General features: G+C 68.4%; 15 protein-coding genes. 3 read left to right on the plus strand and 12 right to left on the minus strand.

Annotated features, from left to right (window positions below; all coding sequences use genetic code 11):
- Position 1: 1 nt before the first annotated feature.
- From IG04_RS0113705 to pyk, 4 genes are all read right to left on the minus strand, one after another.
- Entirely contained in the window at positions 2-925 is a 924-nt protein-coding gene (locus tag IG04_RS0113705) for a nucleotidyl transferase AbiEii/AbiGii toxin family protein (RefSeq protein ID WP_030476998.1), read from the minus strand.
- Positions 922-1,758, minus strand: a complete 837-nt coding sequence (locus IG04_RS0113710; protein ID WP_063758263.1) for a type IV toxin-antitoxin system AbiEi family antitoxin domain-containing protein — start codon at positions 1,756-1,758, stop codon at positions 922-924. Before IG04_RS0113710 ends, IG04_RS0113705 begins: the two co-directional genes overlap by 4 nt.
- A gap of 77 nt (positions 1,759-1,835) precedes the next feature.
- Complete coding sequence (gene tesB, locus IG04_RS0113715) at positions 1,836-2,747, minus strand: acyl-CoA thioesterase II (protein ID WP_030477000.1); 912 nt, start codon at positions 2,745-2,747, stop codon at positions 1,836-1,838.
- Positions 2,748-2,858: 111 nt separating this feature from the next.
- Positions 2,859-4,283 (minus strand): pyruvate kinase, encoded by a 1,425-nt coding sequence (gene pyk / locus IG04_RS0113720; protein ID WP_030477001.1) that lies wholly within the window; start codon positions 4,281-4,283, stop codon positions 2,859-2,861.
- Positions 4,284-4,347: 64 nt separating this feature from the next.
- Here pyk and IG04_RS0113725 point away from each other — a divergent pair, with 64 nt between their 5' ends.
- Entirely contained in the window at positions 4,348-4,692 is a 345-nt protein-coding gene (locus tag IG04_RS0113725) for a VanZ family protein (protein ID WP_030477002.1), read from the plus strand.
- On the opposite strand, the gene IG04_RS0113730 is transcribed toward IG04_RS0113725, so the two are convergent.
- Positions 4,640-5,287, minus strand: coding sequence for a DUF2461 domain-containing protein (locus IG04_RS0113730; protein WP_030477003.1), 648 nt, complete (start codon positions 5,285-5,287; stop codon positions 4,640-4,642). The two genes, IG04_RS0113725 and IG04_RS0113730, sit on opposite strands and share 53 nt — an antisense overlap.
- A 75-nt stretch (positions 5,288-5,362) precedes the next feature.
- On the opposite strand from IG04_RS0113730, the gene IG04_RS0113735 reads away from it, so the two are divergent.
- Entirely contained in the window at positions 5,363-7,282 is a 1,920-nt protein-coding gene (locus IG04_RS0113735) for a helicase-associated domain-containing protein (protein WP_030477004.1), read from the plus strand.
- Between the two features lie 52 nt (positions 7,283-7,334).
- Positions 7,335-10,199, plus strand: a complete 2,865-nt coding sequence (locus tag IG04_RS0113740) for an NACHT domain-containing protein (RefSeq protein ID WP_030477005.1) — start codon at positions 7,335-7,337, stop codon at positions 10,197-10,199.
- Here the strand turns inward: IG04_RS0113740 and IG04_RS0113745 are convergent.
- From IG04_RS0113745 to dctA, 7 genes are all read right to left on the minus strand, one after another.
- A complete protein-coding gene (locus tag IG04_RS0113745) occupies positions 10,189-11,001 on the minus strand; it encodes a DNA/RNA non-specific endonuclease (protein WP_030477006.1) in 813 nt (270 codons plus the stop codon). The two genes, IG04_RS0113740 and IG04_RS0113745, sit on opposite strands and share 11 nt — an antisense overlap.
- Before the next feature lie 162 nt (positions 11,002-11,163).
- On the minus strand, positions 11,164-12,492 hold the full coding sequence (locus IG04_RS0113750; protein WP_036014524.1) for a SulP family inorganic anion transporter: 1,329 nt from the start codon (positions 12,490-12,492) through the stop codon (positions 11,164-11,166).
- A 13-nt stretch (positions 12,493-12,505) separates the two neighbouring features.
- The gene (locus IG04_RS0113755) at positions 12,506-13,078 is read right to left on the minus strand and encodes a carbonic anhydrase (RefSeq protein ID WP_030477008.1); all 573 of its coding nucleotides are present in this window, start codon (positions 13,076-13,078) and stop codon (positions 12,506-12,508) included.
- A 55-nt stretch (positions 13,079-13,133) separates the two neighbouring features.
- Positions 13,134-13,451 (minus strand): hypothetical protein, encoded by a 318-nt coding sequence (locus IG04_RS0113760; protein WP_030477009.1) that lies wholly within the window; start codon positions 13,449-13,451, stop codon positions 13,134-13,136.
- Between the two features lie 443 nt (positions 13,452-13,894).
- A complete protein-coding gene (locus IG04_RS0113765; protein WP_030477010.1) occupies positions 13,895-15,400 on the minus strand; it encodes a glutamate synthase subunit beta in 1,506 nt (501 codons plus the stop codon).
- Positions 15,393-19,916, minus strand: coding sequence for a glutamate synthase large subunit (gltB, locus tag IG04_RS0113770; RefSeq protein WP_030477011.1), 4,524 nt, complete (start codon positions 19,914-19,916; stop codon positions 15,393-15,395). Before gltB ends, IG04_RS0113765 begins: the two co-directional genes overlap by 8 nt.
- A gap of 480 nt (positions 19,917-20,396) precedes the next feature.
- Complete coding sequence (dctA, locus tag IG04_RS0113775) at positions 20,397-21,749, minus strand: C4-dicarboxylate transporter DctA (protein ID WP_030477012.1); 1,353 nt, start codon at positions 21,747-21,749, stop codon at positions 20,397-20,399.
- Positions 21,750-21,843 lie beyond the last annotated feature (94 nt).

The following is a 21,843-nucleotide window of genomic DNA, read 5'->3' on the forward strand; positions in this document are numbered from 1 at the left end:
GTCACTCCCAGCGCAGTCGGCCGAGCCGCCACGTCCCGCTCGGTGGCTGTTCCTGGAGCAGCGGAGTGATGAAGGCGTCGGCCAGGGGCGTGACACCGTCAAGAGTCCGATGCTCAGCGGAAAGCTCCTTGGTCTTGGCCGCTTCCGCCCTGTAACCGGTCGTCCACGCGGGATCCGGCACGGCGAACTCGGTGGGAAGAACCAGGTGCGTGCCCGCCGAGTTGCGACGACGGACTTCTGCGTGCAGCGCCCGATGAGTTGTCGCTCCGTCCAGCGTGGAATTGCAAGCGATCAGCACCAGGTCGACGAGATCCTTGAACCTGGTCGACGGCACCAGCCGTTCACGATGCCGTTCGTACATCGCCGCGATCTTGTCGGCGACGTGATCCTCCAACGGCCACATGCGGATCTCCGGCCACGGACTGGAGTCGATGACGAAAGGTGCCACGAGCCGCTCGACGGTCAGCTGTCCGACGGGGTGAAGTTCGGCGGCGACAACGTCGACACTGACCGTGGACAGTTGCCGAAGACCAAACATGACCTTGAATCGCACTTTGCGAGACGGCCGGTTGGCCGCCGTTTCGCGAGATGTGTCGTGGTGCTCGAACGCAAGATGGTCGTCCAACCCGATCGATGCCGCCGCGAGCAGCGCTTCGACCGCACCGTCCACCGTTGCGTCCTCGCCCACCCTCAGGAGATCGACGTCGGTCGAATATCTGGCTCGCGGCCAGCGGACCAGCAGTGCTTGACCGCCCTTGAGCACCCAGCCGCCCCGATCCGAGTGGAACACACGGGCCAGCAGCCGACGATGGTAGTAGCGCTCGATGAGTTCGCCGGTAGGAATTCCGGTGAGCTGTGAACTGTTGGCCGCACGGCTCTTGAGCGAACTCATGAACGCCTGCGGACTGGATTGCTTCGAGGTCATGTCTCTTCAGGTTGTTCTGCGGCACGGCCCGGATCGGTCATCTGCAGCAGACGCTGCAGGGTCTCCGGAGACATCTCAGCGAGCTGCCCCCAGGTGACGTTCATGGTCTTGAGGTCGTCCCAGGAGTGCCCTCGCAGATCGCGCCAGCCCAGCGCCGGAACTGGCCTGGTGGCCAGTTCCTGGACGGACAGGCCGATCTGAGCGAGCAGCAGCTCGAGCAGCGCCACACCGGTCGGAGGCTTGGCACCGTACGACCGCGCGTGGGGCTGGATCCGCTCGGCGAGCTCATCGAGGTGAACCTGCCCGGCTTCGACCGCCTGGCGAACGATGGTCCCCACGTGGCTCGCGTCCGCGTGTTGCCCGAGCAGGTCGTAGATGGTGCGCAGGGGGGTGGTGACAGGCAGGCCGTCGAGCACCATCACGTCTGCTTCGGCCAGCTGCCCTCTGCGCAGCCGCACACCCGGATCCCGGGTGGTTCGCCTGCGCGGAGTGGTGATCTCGACCTGCGAGTTCACCAGGTCGCCGATGTTGTGGAGCCGCGCAGCGGACTGATGGGACACGACGCCACCGTCAGGGTCGAGCTTGGGCCGTGTCCATCCTGCGACTTCGGGACGCAGCGTGAGCCAGGCAGCCTGCTCCGAGCGCGCGTTGGATGCTTCCGCGGATGTCACCGCGTGCACACCACGACGTACGGATTCCAGAAGACCGGCGGACTTCAGCCGGTGCAGCGTGACGTCGTCGATCCCGCTGTTCAGAGCCTGCTTCGTCGTGACCATGCCCCACTGCCCTGCGGTGTAGACACCGAGCAGCTCAAGAGCACGAATCGCCTCCATGCAGCAAATCCTACATCAGGACGCAGCGTTTCTTACGCTCACCATGTAGGAAACGCTGCCGCGTCGGATCGGAAGACCTACGCGTCGTCCCCGGACGACTTGATCACCCGGATCAGCCCTTCCTGCACCACGGTCGCCACCAGCTGCCCGTCCCGGGTGAAGAACCGCCCGGTAGCCAGCCCGCGATTCCCGGACGCCGAAGGCGAAGTGGTGTCGTACAACAACCACTCATCGGCACGGAACGCCCGGTGGAACCACATCGCGTGGTCCAAAGAGGCACCGAGAACCTTGTCCAGCCCCCAATAAACGCCGTGCCGCGCCAGGACCCCGTCCAGCAGCGTCATGTCCGACGCGTAGGTCATGACGCAGAGCTGCAGCATCGGGTCGTCCGGCAGCTTGCCGTCGGCCTTCATCCACACCCGTGACGCGGCCTGGCCCGGACCGTCCTCACGGGACTCCCACGGTGGCTCGGTCACGTAGCGGACGTCGATGGGGCGCGGGAACTTCAGGTTCACCAGCGGGTAGCTCTTGGCGGACTCGGTCCACGTCGGCAGCGACTCGGGGTCCGGCACGTCCGGCATGTCCGACGAGTGCTCGACGCCCTGCTCCTCCAACTGGAAGGACGCGGAGAGCGAGAAGATCGCCTTGCCGTGCTGCACCGCCACGACGCGGCGGGTGGTGAACGAGCGGCCGTCGCGGATGCGGTCCACCTCGTACACGATCGGCACGCGCGGGTCGCCGGGCCTGATGAAGTACGAGTGCAGCGAGTGCACCCGCCGTTCCACCGGGACGGTGCGGCCCGCGGCCACCAGGGCCTGGCCCGCGACCTGACCGCCGAACACGCGCAGGGGCGACTCCGCAGGCGAGACACCGCGGAAGATGTTCTCCTCGATGCGTTCCAGGTCGAGCAACGCGACCAGGTCGTCCACTGCGGATTGTCCGCTCAGGCCCGACGGGCTCGTAGCAGCGGCACGGGCGGCCTCAGTCACAGCAGAACTCTCCCTAGCAGCATCTCAGCAAGGCAGCGGCCCCGCTCCCTCACAACCAGTATGAGGGAGCGGGGCCGGCATCACGACGTACCAGGCTGAGAGCCGGAGCACTTACGCGTGGTCGTCCTCGCCCAGGCGGTGCACCCGGATGAGGTTGGTGGACCCGATGGTGCCGGGAGGCGATCCGGCGACGACCACCATGAGGTCGCCGGCGGAGTAACGGCCGATTTCGATCATGGCCACGTCGACCTGGCGGACCATCTCGTCGGTGGACTCCACCCTGGGCACCAGGAACGTCTCGGTGCCCCACGTCAGCGACAGCTGCGAGCGGACCGAGGGCTCCGGCGTGAACGCCAGCAGCGGCAGGTGCGTGTGCAGGCGGGCCAGACGGCGGACCGTGTCGCCGGACTGCGTGAACGCGACCAGGGCCTTCGCGTTGAGGCGCTCGCCGATGTCGCGGGCCGCGTACGAGATCACGCCGCGCTTGGTGCGCGGGACGTGGGTCAGCGGCGGCACGACGACCGACTCGGTCTCGACGGCCTCGATGATGCGGCCCATGGTCTGCACGGACTCGATGGCGTAGCGGCCGACCGAGGTCTCACCGGACAGCATCAGGGCGTCCGCGCCGTCGAGCACCGCGTTCGCGACGTCGGACGTCTCGGCGCGGGTCGGGCGGGAGTTGGTGATCATCGAGTCGAGCATCTGGGTCGCGACGATGACCGGCTTGGCGTTCTCGCGGGCGATCTGGATCGCGCGCTTCTGCACCAGCGGGACGTGCTCCAGCGGCAGCTCGACGCCCAGGTCACCGCGGGCGACCATGACGCCGTCGAAGGCGAGGACGATGGCCTCGAGGTTGTCCACGGCCTCCGGCTTCTCGATCTTCGCGATCACCGGGAGACGCTTGCTGCCCGAGCGGTCCATGATCTGGTGGACCAGGTCGATGTCGGCGGGCGAGCGGACGAAGGACAGCGCGATGAAGTCCACGCCCAGCGAGAGCGCGAACTCCAGGTCCTCGATGTCCTTCTCCGACAGCGCCGGCACCGAGACGTCCATGCCGGGCAGCGAGAGGCCCTTGTTGTTGCTGACGGGTCCGCCCTCGGTCACCTCGCAGACGACGTCGGAACCTTCGACGTCGACTACCACGAGCGCGACCTTGCCGTCGTCCACGAGCATGCGGTCGCCGACCTTGGCGTCCTTCGCGAGCTCCTTGTACGTCGTCGACACGCGGTCGTGCGTGCCCTCGACGTCCTCGACGGTGATGCGGACGACGTCGCCGTTGTTCCAGTCCACCGGACCCGCGGCGAAACGGCCGAGGCGGATCTTGGGGCCCTGGAGGTCGGCGAGAATGCCCACGGCGCGGCCGGACTCGTCGGCTGCCGCGCGGACCATGTCGTAAACCTGCTTGTGGTCGGCATGGCTGCCGTGGCTGAAGTTCATCCTGGCCACGTCCATACCGGCCGCTACCAGGTCACGGACCTTTTCCGGCGTGCCAGTGGCGGGACCGAGGGTACAGACGATCTTTGCGCGTCGACTCACGTGTAGAGAGAGTAGACCCCGTTCCTGGACCGATCCCGAACTACTCCTCGGTAATGTTCTGCCAATGGGTCGAGTACTTCCGTTCGTGATCGCGGCGTCGCTCAGCGTCGTCGTGTTGTTCACCCCCGAGTCAGGTGTGCCGACGGCCCCGCCCGGCACGGACAAGGTGATCCACACGGTGCTTTTCGCGCTGCTCGCGTTCACCGGCCTGTACGCGAAACTTCCTCACATTCTGCTCGCCCTGGTGGCCTACGCAGGCATTTCGGAGGTGCTCCAGCAGGTGATCACGCCGCTGCACCGCAGTGGCGACGTGCTGGACGCGCTGGTGGACGTGCTCGGGATCGGCCTCGGCTGGGCTATCGCCTCGGCTGTTCGCTCACGCCGACGTGGTCCTCGCACCACGCGTTGAACTCCTTGAGCTGCTTCCACGACTTGCGCACCCGGTCGAGGCAGCCCGGCTCGTGCAGCACGTCGTCCGGCTCCCAGACTTTGCGCACGTAGATCGACCGGTGCCGGAGCAGGTCGAGATGCGGGTGATCGTCGGCGAACCCGCGCGGCTTCGACTTCATCACGTCGCCGGCCAGCTGCCAGCCCTGCCCGAGCAGCCTGTCGACGATCTTGCGCAACAGGACGCCGTGCGCGTCGACCGAGGCCCGGTAGCGGGCGAGCTGGTCGGACTGCATGTGGAACGAGCCGCCGCCGGTCATCAGGCCCTCGGGGCTGAGCTGCACGTAGTACGCGCCGCCGCCGCGGCCCTTCTCGATCACGGCGCCGCAGTGGTCCTTGTACGGCGTCTTGTCCTTGGCGAACCGCACGTCGCGGTACGGGCGGAAGATCTTGCCCTCACCGAACTCCTTCTCCAGCGCGAGCAGCAGTGCCTCCATCGGGGCCCGCACGTCACGCAGGTAGGTCTCCTTGTTGTCGTCCCAGTACGCCTTCGAGTTGTCGAGGACCAGGCCGTCGTAGAAGTCAATGGCGTACTCGCCGAAACCGTCGAACGTCACCGAGTCAGCCTAGGCGGATCGCCCATGAGCGTGAAAATTCGTTTGAGGGCGCACAATCAGGCCATAATCCGGTGAATGCCCCGCCGCATCAACGCGCTCGCGACCTGGCTCCTCCGACTCGAGCCGGACGAGGTGGCCGCGATACTCGTGCACCGCCGTGATGTCGCCGACCGCTACATCCGGACATTGAAGGACCTGGCCACGCAGCTGACCGACTCCGATTCGGTGCACGCCGCCGAGGACACGCTGGACCAGGGCGCGCTCGACGTGCTCGGCGCGATCGTGGTGCAGAACAACACCGGCACGGTCGACACGGTGTGTGCCGAGCTGCGGTGCTCGGCCGGTGACTTCGAGCGGGCGTTCGGTGAGCTGAAGCAACGCGCGCTGGCCTGGCCCGAAGGACCGCGGCTGATCGCGGTGAACTCGGTGCGGGCGAACGGCGCGGCGCAGGAGCAGCTGACGTTGCGCCCGAAGGCCCCCGGCAGGCGCAGGGCGTCCGAGATCTCGCCGATCGTCGCCGCGATGTCCACTGTGGACGGAGTGGCACGGCTGCTGGCGCACTGCGAGCAGGACACGTTCGACGCCCGCTACACCGGCGGCGTCGCGACCGTCGAGATCCGGCGGGTCGCCAGGGCCCTGCGGGTCACGGACAGTGTGCTGCGGCTGTGGCTGGAACTCGCGGCCGAGGCCCAGCTGCTCGGGGTGGAACGGTCGCGGCTGCTACCCACCAAGCAGGGTGACGCGTGGCTCGGCTCGCAGCCGGGGCCGCGGCTCTCGGCGCTGGTCGCGGCGTGGCGGCGGATGGACTGGCGGCCGGAGCCGGACCTGGCGCGGGCGGCGTTGCGGGACTACACCGGTGCCGCCGGGCTGGCGCTGCGGAGCGGTGCGCTGGAGCGGTTCTCGGCGCACGAGGCCTTCACGAACACCAGTGAACTGGTCGAGGACCTGACCTGGGAACGCCCCGCCGTGCACGATCCGCGGGCGACGGCGGCGGTGATCGGTGAGATGGAGTCGCTGGGCCTGGTGGCCGGTGGAGCGCTCACGCCGTTGGGGGTGGCGGTGCTGCACGACGGTGACGTCGACAGCGCGGCCGATGCGTTGATGCCGCCGGCGACGGAGAAGGCCGCGTTCCAGACGGACATGACCGCGGTCGTGAACGGGCTGCCGTCGCCGGAGCTGAGCGCGACGCTGAACCTGGTGGCGGACCTGGAGGACAACGACGCGGCACGGGTGTGGCGGCTGTCCGCCGGCTCGGTGCGGCGTGCGCTGGACTCGGGCCTGTCGGCCGACGAGGTGCTCGCGCGGCTGAAAGCCGTGTCGGAGGCCGCGCTGCCGCAGGTGATCGAGTACCAGGTGCACGACGTGGCACGGCGGCACGGGCAGCTCACGGTCACGGACGTGGCGAGCTGTGTGCGGGCTTCGGATCCCCTGCTGCTGCAGGAGATCGTGAAGTCGAAGCGGCTCGGGTCGCTGAAGCTGCGGTTCCTCGCGCCGACGGTGCTGGCGTCGGACCGGCCGATGGCCGAGACGCTCGCGGCGTTACGCCGGTGCGGGTACGCGCCGACCGGGCTGGACGCGGGCGAGAAGTCCGTTGTGGAGACCGTCGAACGGCGGCGGGCACCGGCTCGTGGCGAGCGCCGCCAGGAGCGGTGGTGGCGCACCGAGATGAACGACCTGGAGCTGACCCAGCTCGCGGTCCGGCTGGTCGAGCAGGAACGGCCGAGCGCGGGGCGGGGCACCCCGCGGGCCAACGCGGCGCGGACGCTGCGCGACCAGAACGTCTTCCTGCACGACGAAGAGGTGGTGCTGCTGTCGTCGGCGCTGGTCGACGGGAGCCGCGTCGAGATCAAGTACGCGAGCGGGCCGCGCCGGACCGAGACGCACGTGATCGTGCCGACCAAGCACCTCGAGGGTGTGCTGAGCGCGGACTGCGAGGACGGCACGAGCCGGGAGTTCGACATCGGGCACGTCCGCAAGGTCGCGCTGCCGGAATGAACAGCTGGTGAAGTCTCCTCGGGTCCGGTGATCACGTGCTGATACTGGAACTGTGGCCGACCCGTTTTCCGCCGGACTGCTGATGGTGCTCGAGACCGTGCTGGAGCGCGTGCTGCTCGGTCTCTTCGACATCGTGCACAAGGGCGCCAAGGACAAGAAGCGCCGGCGCGAGCTGACCAGGCCGGGACCGCTGGTCGAACGGGTCAGCGCCGAGCTCGCGCGCGGTGAGCTGAGCACCGTCGAGGAACACGAGTGGCGGGCCGCGGTGGACGCGGTGCGGGAGTCCATCGAGGCGGCGCTGCCGTTGCGTCCCGAAGAGGCGCTGCGGGTCATGCTCACGCCCGAGTCGTTGCGCGCCCACGTGATGGCGAAGTCCGCGACGATCCGGCGGGCGGCGGGCCTGTCCGACCAGGCGACGGCGGTCTACGACGCGTTGCTGCTGCGGGTGTGCGTGGCGGTCGTGGAGCTGGTGTGGTCGCAGCCGGAGTACGCGCGGCGGCTCGCGGTCGAGATGTTCCGGATGGGCAGGGCGACCGCGGATGCCGTGGCACGGCTCGCGGACCAGCAGCAACTGGCGCTCACGGCGTCGCACCGGGACTTCGAGGACCGTTATGCCGAGCAGGTCACGCACGCGCTGAGCGGGCTGGAGCTGTTCGGGGTGTCGCGTGGCCGGGCGCCGCGGCGGCAGTCGTTCGACACCTCGTACGTGTCGCTGGCGGTGGCGCGGGTCGGTGACACCGACGAGCTGACCGGGGCCGGGCTGCCGGTGGCGGCGGCGCTCGCGGACACGTCCCGGGTGCTGATCCGGGGCGGTGCGGGCGCGGGCAAGACGACGTTCCTGCGCTGGCTCGCGATGAACGCCCTGGGCGAGACGCGGACCTCGGGCAACGAGTGGCTCGGGCTGGTGCCGTTCTTCGTGCCGTTGCGGCAGTACACGACGCTGCCGAAGCCGGAGGAGTTCATCTCGCCGACGGCCTCGATGATCGAGGAGGAGAAGCCGTCCGGGTGGGTCACCGCGCGGCTGAAGGAGGGGCGCGCGCTCGTTCTGGTCGACGGCGTGGACGAGCTGGTGTGGGAACGGCGGGCCGAGGCAAGGCGGTGGCTGGAGAAGCTGGTCAACGCCTATCCGCAGGCCCGGTACGCGATCACGACCCGGCCGGCCGCGGTGCCGGAGGACTGGCTGGAGGACCTGGACTTCGCCGCGTTCGACCTGTTGCCGTTGAGCGACAAGGGCGTGCGCGACTTCGTGGAGGCCTGGCACACCGCCGCCAGCGACGAGCCGGGGCTGACGCGGGACGCGCGGGTGTGGCTGACCGAGTGCGAGGCGCGGCTGGTGGCGACGCTGGTGAAACGGCCTGACCTGCGGCGGCTGGCGTCGAGTCCGTTGCTGGCGGGGCTGTTGTGCGCGTTGCACCAGGACCGGAACATGCACCTGCCACGCGATCGGCGATCGCTGTACGAGGCCGCGCTGGACCTGCTGCTGGTGCGGTGGGACGAGGACCGCGGGCTCGCGCTGCCGTCGTTCTCCAAGGAGGAGCAACTCGTTCTGCTACAACGGTTCGCGTACTCGCTGGTGCGCAACCGGGAGTTGATGGTGCCGCGCGAGGAGGCCGTGCACCGGCTCGGGAACGCGATGCGCGGGCTGCGGTCGCACGACATCGACCCGGACGAGGCGATGCAGCGGCTGCTCGAACGGGCCGGGCTGCTGCGGGAGGTGGCCTCGGAGCGCGTGCAGTTCGTGCACCGGACATTCCGGGACTACCTGGCGGCCAAGGAGGTCGTGGACGCCGGTGACCTGAACCTGCTGGTGGACAGGGCACATCTGGACGAGTGGCACGACGTCGTGGTGATGGCGGTCGCGCACGCCCGTCCGCGTGAACGAGCCCGCGTGCTGATGGACCTGCTGGCGGGCAACGACGACACGCGCAAGGACGAGCGCGGCCGGGACAAGCTGCGGCTGCTCGCGCTGGCGTGCCTCGACCAGGCCGACGTGATCGAACCGGAGAGCGCGCGGGCGCAGGTGACGGCCGCGGCCTCCTCGCTGATCCCGCCGAAGAGCTTCGCGCACGCCGACGCGTTGTCCGAGGCCGGGTCGTTCGTGGTCGATCTCCTGCCAGGACCCGAGGCATCCGAAGAAGCCGCGTACATCGTGCGGACGCTGGCCAACATCGGCGGCGAGGGCGCGTGGGAGCGGATCGCGGAGTTCGTGGCCGTCGATCACGCGATGGTCATCGACGAGTTGCTGCGGGCGTGGCGGAACACGCCGGACGCGGAGAAGTACGCCAGGTCCGTGCTGTCCAAAGTGGATTTCGGCGACCGGCGGGTGGACGTCCGCGGCTGGCACCGGATCCAGTTCATCATGCACCTGGAGAAGCTGCGGTACGTGCGGTGCATCGGCAACATCAACCCGCTCGACCCGTTGGGTGCCATGCCCTCGCTGCACCGGCTGGAGTTGTGGCAGAACGAGGTCATGCGCGACCTCTCGCCGCTGGGCCTGTCGCGGTCCCTGAAGGAGCTGCACCTGAGCCGGTGCCGTCCACTCGGCCGGATCGACCTGGCGCCGGTGAAGGACCTGGACGAGCTGCACCTGCACTTCAGCCGGGTCGATCTGGCGTCGCTGGAGGGCGGTGCGCTGCGGCGGCTGCAGATCCGCGACTCGGCCACCGACGAGGGGCTGGACGCGCTACCGGCGTTGCCCGCGTTGCGCGAGCTGGCGATCGACCACCGCCCGCCCTACCCGCTGGCGGGGCTGGAGCGGTGGCCGACCATCACGACGCTGGAGGTGTTCGGGCTGCCGGCGGCGGACGACCTGCGCGCGCTGCCGGCATTGGAGCACCTGGTGCTGCACCAGCCGGAGTCGTTGCCGCGCCTGGAAGAACTGCGTCAGGCCATGCCCGGGCTGATCATCACCACCTGATGTCGGCGAGGCTGTTCAGCGGCTTGCGCTCGGTCTCGTCCAGCAGCTGCACCGACGCGGTGTCGGCGGCGTGCAGCTCGGCCGGGAAGGTGAGGCTCACGCGCTTCTCCAGCTCGGTCAGCGACACCTGGAACACCCGGAACTCGTCCAGGTCGAGGGCTTCGGCCAGGATGATGTTCTGGGTGAGCAGGAACGCGCTGCAGCGCAGCTCGCCGTCCACCACGAACGCGATCGCCTTGTAGAACTCGCGCGGGATCGCGACGCTGCGGAACACCCTGTCGTCGGCGTTGAAGACCGGGCCGCCGTAGACGCTGACCTTGAGGTTGTCGACGTCGACGTCCGCGAGCACCGCGTCCTCGAGCCGGCCCCAAAGGCCTTCCTTGGTGCTCTGGTTGAAGTCGTCCATCTGCGGCGTGATGTTCGTGAAGAAGAACGAGTCCCTGTTCGCCTTCTGCGCCTCGGTCTTCGGCCCCCAGCACAGGTCGGCGCGGCGGGCGAGGTGGCCGCGGTCGAGCCGGTTGTCCCGGTAGAGCTCGTCGCCGGTCTGGAACTCGGCCGGAATGCGCTTGTCCTTGACGAACGGGATGTTGCTGCGGCTCAGCGCCTTCATCTCACCGCCGTCGATGTTCCACGCGACCCAGCTCGCGAACTTGCGGGACTTGCTCATCGCGAGCGAGAAGTGCGTGTAGTCGATCGTGGTCGAGCCGTCGAGCTCGACCGCGTCGGCCGCTCCCGGCTCGGTGAGGACGGGGATCCCGGCGGTGGTGCCGAGAAACTTCGCGTCGAAGCCTGCGCTGGTCATGTGTCGCCCCCTACTGGTTCATCTGCAGGGTCGACATCTCCCACAGGGCCGTTAGCCCGGTACACCCGAACGGCCCAGTGTTCATCAGCTCTTCCCGACGAGTTTCCCGTCCGCAGCGATCGCGGAAAGGTGCCGCCACCCCGCGGTCGCGGCACCTTTCGCCTACCTGCCGACCAGGTCCACGGTCCTGCCCGCCCGCCGGGACTGGTCCACCCACTGGTCGATCGCCTGCCCGCAGGCCTGGTCGAGGTGCCGGACCCCGCTCAGATCCATCCGGACGTGCTCCCGGTCCACGCGGTCGAGCTCGTCCAGCAGCGCGGGCAACCGCAGGAACGTCGCGTTGCCGCGCAACGCCACGCCCTCCGGCGTCACGACGACGGACAGCCTGGACATGTCCCACGCCGTCTTGACGACCGCGGCCAGCAGGCCCGCGACGGTGCCGGTGAGCAGGTCGGTGCCCACGATGAGCCCGGCGGTCAGGACGAAGATGAAGCCCTCGGCCTTGTCCGTGCGCCACAACGAGACCACCTCACGCAGCCCCAGCAGCTTCCACCCAGCATGCACCAGAACCGCAGCCAGCACGGCGATCGGGATGAGCGTCAGCAACCCCGGCAGCAGCACCACGAACAACAGCAGCCACACGCCGTGCAGCACCCGTGACACACGAGTGCGCGCCCCGGCCGACACGTTGGCCGCGCTGCGCACGATCACGGCCGTCATGGGCAACGCGCCGAGCAGGCCACAGAGCGTGTTGCCCACGCCCTGCGCGACCAGTTCCTTGTTGTAGCGCGTGCGCGGCCCGTCGTGCATGCGGTCGACGGCGGCGGCGCTGAACATCGACTCGGCGGACGCGACAAGGGCGAACACGACTGCCGTGCCGATGATCCCGGTGTTCAGCAACGAGAAGTCGGGCAGGTGCACGTCCGTCGACAACGTGCCGACGTTGATCCGGTCGACCGGCGAAGCGAACGTCGCCGCCAGCCCGGTGCAGACGACCACGCCGACCAGGACGCCCGGTACGACGCGCATCGGGCTTCGCTGCCACAGCAGCATGATCAGCACGGTGAGCACGCCGAGCGCCAGCGCGATCGGCGACACGACCAGGTGCCTGAGCTGACCGAAGATCAGCACCAGCCCGATGCCCGCGAGCATGCCCTGCACCACGGACGGGGAGATCGCGCGGAACCAGCGCCCGCACCTGGCTAAGCCCAGCGCCACCTGCAACAGGCCGGCGCCGAGCACGATCACGCCCAGCGCCCCGATCCCGTGCCGGGAGACGGCATCCGCCACCAACACCGTCAAACCGGCGGCCGGTCCGCTCACCTGCATCGTGCTGCCCGGCAGCAGGCCGACGACGATGCCGCCGACCACGCCGGTCACGATGCCGAGTTCGGCCGGCACCCCGGACGCCACCGCCACGCCCACGCACAGCGGCAGCGCCACGAGGAACACGACGACCGATGCGCCGAGATCGGTCCAGTACTTCTTCATCACGTCGAAACCCCTACAGCGGAAGGAAAGCGTGCTCGGCACACGCGGAGACCTGGCCGGTCTCGATGTCGTAGAACCAGCCGTGGACGCGCAGCTCGCCCGAGGCGACCTTGTCGGCCACGAACGGGTACGCCAGCAGGACGTCCAGCTGGGTGCGCACGTGGTCCTGTCCTTCCGCGCGCATCGCCGGATCGGACGACTCGTGCAGCTGTCCGGGACGCAGCCAGCCGCGCATGGCAGGCAGGTGGTCGATGCCGCCGCCGTGCAACGCGCCGACCGCACCGCAGTGCGAGTGGCCGCAGACGACGATCTCGCTGACGCCGAGTTGCAGGACGGCGAACTCGATCGTGGCCATCTCACTGGTGGGCGCGGCCAGCGAATAGGGCGGGATCACGTTGCCCGCGGTCCGGAGTTCGAACAACGAACCGGGCTCGGCACCCGTGATCGCGGCCGTCACGATGCGCGAATCGGCACACGTGATGAACATCGTGGTGGGTTGCTGACCTGCGGCGAGCTTGCGGCCGAGCGCACGGGAACGCGATGCGGCGTGTGCGCGGGCATGCTGAACAAAGCGATGGAAGTCCATGGGAATCCCTCACTGCTAAGGAAGTGTTTCGGTTAGATCGGGGAGTGGGGACCGATCAGTTTCGGAACACCTGCAGCGCAGGGGGTGTTCGCCAGACCACTATTGGTTCGGCGTTGGACACGAGCGTGAGAACACCGGGAACGGCGCGCGGCGTGAATACCGTGAAGAAGGACGGCGCGGCCACGTTGGACGACCGGTCGACGGACGTGACCAGCAGACGCAGGCGGCTCGTCTCGCGCTCCTCGCGCGGAGCTTCTTCCTTGGGGACAGAGGTCTTCGACTTCGGCGGCGGGGCGCCGACCGACACAGTGGACACGGCCGGGGTCAGCACGGCGCACAGGGCGACGATGACAGCGAGAAGAACGCTGCGCATGCTTACACCCCCTGACCACGTTGCTCTACAGCTACCAGTTTCGCCCAAAGTGGACAACCTTCGCGATATACGAGACTGACTTCGCCCGCATCACACACAAATTTCACCCGAAAGGGCTTCTGGTTCACGGAAACGTACGTATGCGCAGAGTGATCCTCGCGCGTTGCGAATGTGCCATTTAGTGGACGATCGGCCACCGATCCCTGTCAGATCTGCACAATCGGTGACCGAATGCCAAAGGAGACCGTCGTAGCGAGGGTTTTCACCAGCCACGCGGCGCAGAATGTGGCGATCACGAAAAGTTTCCTGGAAGTTCGGAGAGGTGTCGCCTGGCGGCTTGTTCGCGCGCCTGCGGGCACTGCCCCCAGAGAAAGGCGAACGCCCCACGCGACGTCGTTGTCGCGCGGGGCGTCATGCTGCTCTCCGGTGGTCGGACGCCGTTGTCAGACCACAGCGAGCGGAAGCTGGTTCGGGATGACCGGCGAAGGCAGGTTCGAGGAACCCGTGAGGAAACTGTCCACGGCGTTCGCCACGGACCGCCCCTCCGCGATCGCCCACACCACGAGGGAAGCGCCGCGGTGGGCGTCCCCGCAGACGAACACGCCGGGCGCGGTCGTCTGCCAGTCGGAGCCGCACGAGATCGTGCCGCGCTGCGTCAGTGAGATGCCCAGCTCGTCGAGCAACCGCATGTGCTGGACGCCCTCGAAGCCGATCGCCAGCAGCACCATGTCGGCGGGCAGGACCTCGATCTCGTCGGTCAGCGGCACCACCCTGCGGCGGCCGGACGAGTCCTTCTCGACGCGTACCTGCTGCAGCTCGATGAAACGCACGTGGCCGTCGTCGTCGCCCACGAAACGCTTGACCGCCACGGTGAAGCGGCGTTCGCCGGCCTCCTCGTGCGCGGGGTACGTGCGCAGGATGTGCGGCCACACCGGCCACGGCGAACGGTCGTCGTCGCGGACCGACGGCGGCACCGGGTACTGGTCGAGCTGCGTCACGGACAGCGCGCCCTCGCGGGTCGCGGTGCCGTAGCAGTCGGCGCCCGTGTCGCCACCACCGATGACGATGACGTGCTTGCCCTCGGCCGAGTACGCGGACGGGCCGTCGCCTTCGACGGCGCGGTTCGCGGGGACCAGGTGGTCCATCGCGAGGTGCACGCCCTTGAGCTCACGCCCCGGAGTCGTCTTGTCGTCACGGCCCCGCAACGCACCCACGGCGAGTACGACCGAGTCGAACTGGGCTCGCAGCTCCTCGACGGTGATGTCGACGCCGACCTCGCAGCCGGTGACGAACTTGGTGCCCTCGCGGCGAAGCTGCGACAGGCGCCGGTCGAGGATCTTCTTCTCCATCTTGAACTCGGGGATGCCGTACCGCAGCAGGCCACCGAGCCGATCGTCCCGTTCGTACACCACGACCTCGTGGCCCGCGCGGGTCAGCTGCTGCGCGGCGGCGAGTCCGGCGGGGCCGGAACCGACGATCGCGACGCGCTTGCCGGAGGACACCGTCGCCTGGGCCGGCTGCACGTAGCCGTTCTCCCAGGACACGTCCGCGATGGTCTCCTCGACCCGCTTGATCGCGACGGCACCACCGGCGTCGTGCGAGATCGCCAGCACACAGGCGGCCTCACACGGTGCCGGGCACAGACGACCCGTGAACTCCGGGAAGTTGTTGGTGGCGTGCAAGCGGTCCGAGGCGAGCTCCCAGTCGCCACGGCGCACCAGGTCGTTCCACTCGGGGATCAGGTTCCCGAGTGGACAGCCCGCGGTTCCGCTGTGGCAGAAGGGAATGCCGCAGTCCATGCACCGCGTCGCCTGCGTGCGCACGGCGGCGTTGCGCTCGGGGGGCTCCTCGCGGAGGTAGACCTCGTTCCAGTCCTGCAGTCGATCCGGCTTCGGACGCTTCGGCGCGTCGGACCGGGTGTACTTCATGAATCCCTGTGGATCAGCCACGAGACGCCTCCATGACAGCCGCGTCAACGTCCCGGCCCTCGGCGCGGGCGAGGCGCATGGCCTCGAGAACGCGCTGGTAGTCACCGGGCATGACCTTCGTGAACGCACCGGCCCGGCGGGTCCAGTCACCGAGCAGCGACGCGGCGACGGCGGAGCCGGTCGCCTTGTGGTGCTTGGTGACGGCGTCCTTGAGCCAACGCAGGTCCTCGGCGCTGAGGCGCTGCAGATTCACCATCTCCTGGTTCACCGACAGGGGATCCAGGTCGAGCACGTACGCGATGCCGCCGGACATGCCGGCCGCGACGTTGCGCCCGGTCGGCCCGAGCACCACGGCCCGGCCACCGGTCATGTATTCGAACGCGTGGTCGCCCACGCCCTCCGCCACCAGCAACGCGCCGGAGTTGCGGACGCAGAAGCGTTCACCGACCCGGCCGCGCAGGAAGATCTCACCGGACGTGGCGCCGTAGCCGATCACGTTGCCCGCGATCACCTGGTCCTCGGCGCGGAACGGCGCGTCGTCGTGTGGCCGGACGATGATCCGCCCGCCGGACAGGCCCTTGCCGACGTAGTCGTTCGCGTCGCCGACCATCTCCAGCGTGATGCCCCGCGGCAGGAACGCGCCGAGCGACTGGCCGGCCGACCCGGTCAGCTTGACCCGGATCGTGTCGTCCTCCAGGCCCTCGCCGCCGAAGCGGCGGGTGACCTCGGCGCCGAGCAGCGTGCCGACCGTGCGGTTGACGTTGCGAACGGGCAGTTCCAGGGTGACCTGGTGCGCGTCCTCCAGCGCCGCCTCGGCGAGCTGGATCAGCGTGCGGTCCAGGGCCTTGTCGAGGCCGTGGTCCTGGTCGCGGACCTTGCGCTTCGCCGTCGGGTACGGGGTCTGCGGCACCTCGAAGACCGGGGCCAGGTTCAGGCCCGCGGTCTTCCAGTGCTCGATCGCCTCGTCCTTGTCGAGCAGCTCCGCGTGACCGACGGCCTCGTCGATCGTGCGGAAGCCCAGCTCGGCGAGGATCTCGCGGGCCTCCTGCGCGATGAACTCGAAGAAGTTCACGACGTGGTCGGCCTGGCCGGTGTAGCGGGCGCGCAGGTCGGGGTTCTGCGTGGCGACGCCGACCGGGCACGTGTCCAGGTGGCAGACGCGCATCATCACGCAGCCCGCGACGATCAGCGGCGCCGTGGCGAAACCGAACTCCTCGGCACCGAGCAAAGCCGCGACCACGACGTCCCGGCCGGTGCGCATCGCGCCGTCGACCTGAACGGTGATGCGGTCGCGCAAGCCGTTGAGCAGCAACGTCTGCTGGGTCTCGGCAAGGCCGATCTCCCAGGGCGTTCCGGCGTGCTTCAGCGAGTTCATCGGCGAAGCGCCGGTGCCGCCGTCGTAGCCGGAGATCAGCACGACGTCCGCGTGCGCCTTGGCGACACCCGCCGCGACCGTGCCCACGCCGATCGACGAGACGAGCTTCACGTGAACCCGTGCCTGCTCGTTCGCGTTCTTCAGATCGTGGATGAGTTGCGCCAGATCCTCGATCGAGTAGATGTCGTGGTGCGGCGGCGGCGAGATCAGGCCGACACCCGGCGTGGAGTGCCGGGTGCGCGCGATCCACGGGTAGACCTTGAAGCCGGGCAGCTGGCCACCCTCGCCGGGCTTCGCGCCCTGCGCCATCTTGATCTGGATGTCCGTGGCGTTCACGAGGTACTCGCTCGTGACGCCGAACCGTCCACTCGCGACCTGCTTGACCGCGGAACGACGCTCCGGGTCGTACAGGCGCTCGCGGTCCTCGCCACCCTCACCGCTGTTGGACCGCCCGCCGAGGCGGTTCATCGCGATGGCAAGGGTTTCGTGCGCCTCGGCCGAGATCGAGCCGTACGACATGGCGCCGGTGTTGAAGCGCTTGACGATCGAGCTGACGGGCTCGACCTCGTCGATCGGGATCGGCGTGCGGCCCTCGTTGCGGAACTTGAACAGCCCGCGCAACGTGCCGCCCTGCCGGGAGATGCGCTCGACCTCCGCCGTGTACTGGCGGAAGACGTCCTCCTTGCGCGTCTTCGTGGCGTGCTGCAACAGGAACACCGTCTCCGGCGTGAACAGGTGCAGCTCGCCCTCGCGGCGGTACGAGTACTCGCCGCCGACATCGAGCCTGCGGTGCGCGCGGTCGGTCGGGTTGTCCGGGTACGCGCGGCGGTGGCGCAGCGCCACCTCCTCGGCGAGCACCTCCAGGCCGGCACCGCCGAGCTTCGACTGCGTGCCGGTGAAGTACTCGTCCAGCAGGTCGTTCGACAGGCCGACCGCCTCGAAGATCTGCGCCGCGGTGTAGGCGCCGACGGTCGAGATGCCCATCTTCGACATGATCTTCAGGACGCCCTTGACGAGCGCCTTGACGTAGTTGCGCACGGCCTTGTGCGCGCGCACGCCGGTGATGGCGCCCTGGTTGATCAGGTCCTCGATCGTCTCGAACGCGAGGTACGGGTTCACCGCGGCGGCGCCGTAGCTCAGCAGCGCGGCGACGTGGTGGACCTCGCGGCAGTCACCGGACTCGACGACGAGCGCGACGCGCAGGCGTTCCTTGGTGCGCACCAGGTGGTGGTGCACCGAGGAGACGAGCAGCAGCGACGGGATCGGCGCCATGCGGTGGTCCGAGTCGCGGTCGGACAGCACCAGCGTCCGAGCGCCGTTCGCGATGGCCTCCGACGCCTCGCGACGCACGCGCTCGATCGCGGCGGCGAGAGCCTCACCGCCACCGTCCACCTCGTACAGTCCGGAGAGGACGGTGCAGGCGAAGCCCGGCAGGTCGCCGTCGTCGTTGATGTGGATGAGCTTGGCGAGCTCGTCGTTGTCGATGACCGGGTAGTCGAGCGTCACGTGGCGGCACGAGACGGGACCGGGGTCGAGCAGGTTCTGCTCGGGGCCCATCACACGCTTGACGGACGTGACGATCTCTTCGCGGATCGCGTCCAGCGGCGGGTTCGTGACCTGCGCGAAGTTCTGCACGAAGTAGTCGTAGAGCAGCCGGGAGCGCTGGCTGAGCGCCGCGACCGGGGTGTCCGTGCCCATCGAGGCCAGCGGCTCCATGCCCATGATCGACATGGGCGTGAGCAGGATCCGCAGCTCCTCCTCGGTGTAGCCGAAGGTGAGCTGGCGGCGCACGACGGACTCGTGGCTCTGCACCACGTGCTCGCGGTCCGACAGGTCGGCGAGGTCGAGCAGGCCGGCGTGCAGCCACTCGTCGTAGGGCGAATCCGAGGCCAGCGACGACTTGAACTCGTCGTCGTCGATGATGCGGCCCTGCGTGGTGTCCACGAGGAACATGCGGCCCGGCTGCAGGCGGCCCTTCGCGACGACCTGGTCGGCCGGCACGTCGAGCACACCGGTCTCGGAGGCCAGCACGACGCGGCCGTCGGCGGTCTGCCACCAGCGGGCGGGGCGCAGGCCGTTGCGGTCAAGCACCGCGCCGACGAGCTCGCCGTCGGTGAACGTGACACAGGCCGGGCCGTCCCACGGCTCCATCAGCGACGCGTGGAACTGGTAGAACGCGCGGCGCTTCGGGTCCATGGTGGCGTGGTTCTCCCACGCCTCCGGGATCATCATCAGCACCGCGTGCGGAAGGCTGCGGCCACCGAGGTGCAGCAGCTCCAGCACCTCGTCGAACGACGCCGAGTCCGAGCCGTCCGGGTTGCAGATCGGGAACAGCCGGGCGAGGTCGCCCGGGATGAGTTCGCTGTCCAGCAACGCCTCGCGGGCGCGCATGCGGTTGCGGTTGCCGCGGACGGTGTTGATCTCACCGTTGTGCGCGACGAACCGGAACGGGTGCGCGAGCGGCCACGAGGGGAAGGTGTTCGTGGAGAAACGACTGTGCACCAACGCGATCGCCGAGTAGAGGCGCTCGTCGTGCAGGTCGGGGAAGAACGCCGGCAGCTGCTCGGTCGTCAGCATTCCCTTGTAGACGATCGTGCGTGCCGACAGGGAAGGGAAGTAGACGCTGCCCTCGTGCTCGACCCGCTTGCGCAGGCAGAAGGCCAGGCGGTCCAGCGCGATCCCGGCCTCGTCGCGCGTGCCCTTCACGAAGAGCTGCGCGAAGTGCGGCGCCACCGACATCGCGGTCGGGCCGACGTTCGCCTTCTCCGGGTCGACCGGGACGTCGCGCCAGCCGAGAACGACGAGGTTCTCCTCCTCGGCGATGCGCTCGATCTCCTGCATCGCGTCGGCGCGTTCTTCGGACTCAAACGGCAGGAAAGCGATTCCCGCCGCGTACCGGTCGCGTTCCGGGAGCTCGAACTCGACCACAGCACGCAGGAACTCGTCCGGCAGCTGCAAAAGAATGCCAGCACCGTCGCCCGACGTGGGCTCGGCGCCGGCGGCGCCTCGGTGCTCCAGGTTCGCCAGCGCCGTCAAGGCATCACTCACGATGCCGTGCGAACGCCTGCCCTGGATGTCGGCCACCATGGCGACGCCGCACGCGTCGCGCTCATCAGCCGGGTCGTAAAGACCCTGGGGGCCGGGGATGGCGGAGAAGATCACTTCGCAGACCTCCTTCGTCGTCCTCGCTAAAGAACAAAGTCCTCGTGCTCAGACCTCGAACCAACAGGTGGGAGCACGGGACGACGATGGCCCGCGTGTTGACGCGACTTTAACAGCCGCGAAACCCAGGAACACCCGCCAATGGGTGATCTAGGTCATGGAACTGTAACGATTCCCGGCTGGAGAACGACATTGCGTCCAACGTCGGCGTTCGTTACAGCCGGGTAAGCGTAACCGAACGTTCAACTTCGGCCAGCGCGATGAGAGTTGCGTGACATTCCCGGTTTGCCAGTGGATGAGCTGGGTACCGAGACGTTCTGGCTGGTCAGCCGCCTGCCGTCCCAGTTAGCGGACGCTCACGTCGCCGGGACCCGATCGCCTGCGCACCGTCCATTCCGGCAGATCGGGATTGTTCCCCACCAAACGAGACCGAGGTCTCGTGGCTGGAGGCGGGAAGAGTCGCCTCCAGCCACGGACGCCTCAGTGAGCCGCGACCGGCTCCTTGCCGGACTCCGCGTGCTCCTTCTCCAGCAGGTCGTCCACGTCGACCAGGTCCGGGTTGTCGAGCACCTCGTTCAGGCGTTCCTTGTCGAGGGCCTTCTGCCAGGCGGCGACGACCAGGGAACCGACACCGTTGCCGATCAGGTTGGTGATGGCGCGGGCCTCGGACATGAAGCGGTCGATGCCGACGATCAACGCGATGCCGACCGCCGGAATGGCCGAGTGCGCCTCGAAGGCCTGCAGCGAGGCGGCCAGGGTGACGAGGCCGGCGCCGGTGACGCCTGCCGCGCCCTTCGACGCGATCAGCATGAACAGCAGCAGGCCGATCTGGACACCGATCGACACGTCGTGGCCGGTGGCCTGGGCGATGAAGATCGCACCCATGGTCAGGTAGATGCAGGTGCCGTCGAGGTTGAACGAGTAACCGGTCGGGATGGTGAGGCCGACGACCGATTTCTGGGCGCCCGCCGCCTCCAGCTTGATCATCATGCGCGGCAGCACCGACTCGCTGGACGAGGTGCCGAGCACGATGAGGATCTCGTCCTTGATGTAGCGCAGGAACTTCAACAGGCTGAAACCCGCGATCCGCGCCACGACGCCGAGCACGACGATGACGAACAGGATGCAGGTGGCGTAGAAGGAACCCATCAGCCACAGCAGCTTGCCGAGGATGCCGCCGCCGAACTTGCCGACCGTGTAGGCAATGCCCCCGAACGCGCCGATCGGAGCCGCGTACATGACGATCTTGATGATGCCGAACATGACCTTGGCGAGGGTGTCCATCGCGGACACGACCTTGGCACCACGCTCGCCCATGCCCGCCACGGCGACGGCGACGAGGATCGCGATGACGAGGACCTGGATCAGCTGCCCGTCCGTGAACGCGCTGACGAACGACTTGGGCACCAGGCTCAGGATGAAGCCGGTGACGCCGGTTTCGGCGGTGGTCGCGGACTTCAGCGTGTCCTGGGCCGCCGCCTCGTTCAGCGCGATCTCATTTCCGTGGTGACCCGGCTGCACGATGTTGACCACGAGCAGGCCGATCGCCAGCGCTAGCGCGGTCATCGCGGTGAAGTAGAGGATCGTGCGGAGTGCGAGGCCGCCCGCCTTGGCGAGGTTGCCGAGGCCCGCGATGCCCACGATGATCGTCGCGAAGATGGTCGGCGCGATGACGACCTTCACGAGGTTCACGAACAGGTCGGCGAGCCACTTCATCTCGGACGCCTGTTTGGGGAACAGGAAGCCGACGGCAGCGCCCAGCACGATGGAGACCAGCACCCAGAAGTAGAGGTGCTTGTAGATCGGTTTGCGCCCTGTGGTCGTGGTGGCCACTGTTCCTCCTTGAACTACGTGTTGGGAGAGAGAGTGAGCCGCGCCACCAGGCCCGACAAGCAGACCAGAGGAAACTTCAGACAGCCCTGACGTA

Origin of the sequence: Lentzea albidocapillata, assembly GCF_000719115.1 — a bacterium.
GTDB classification, from domain to species: domain Bacteria; phylum Actinomycetota; class Actinomycetes; order Mycobacteriales; family Pseudonocardiaceae; genus Lentzea; species Lentzea albidocapillata.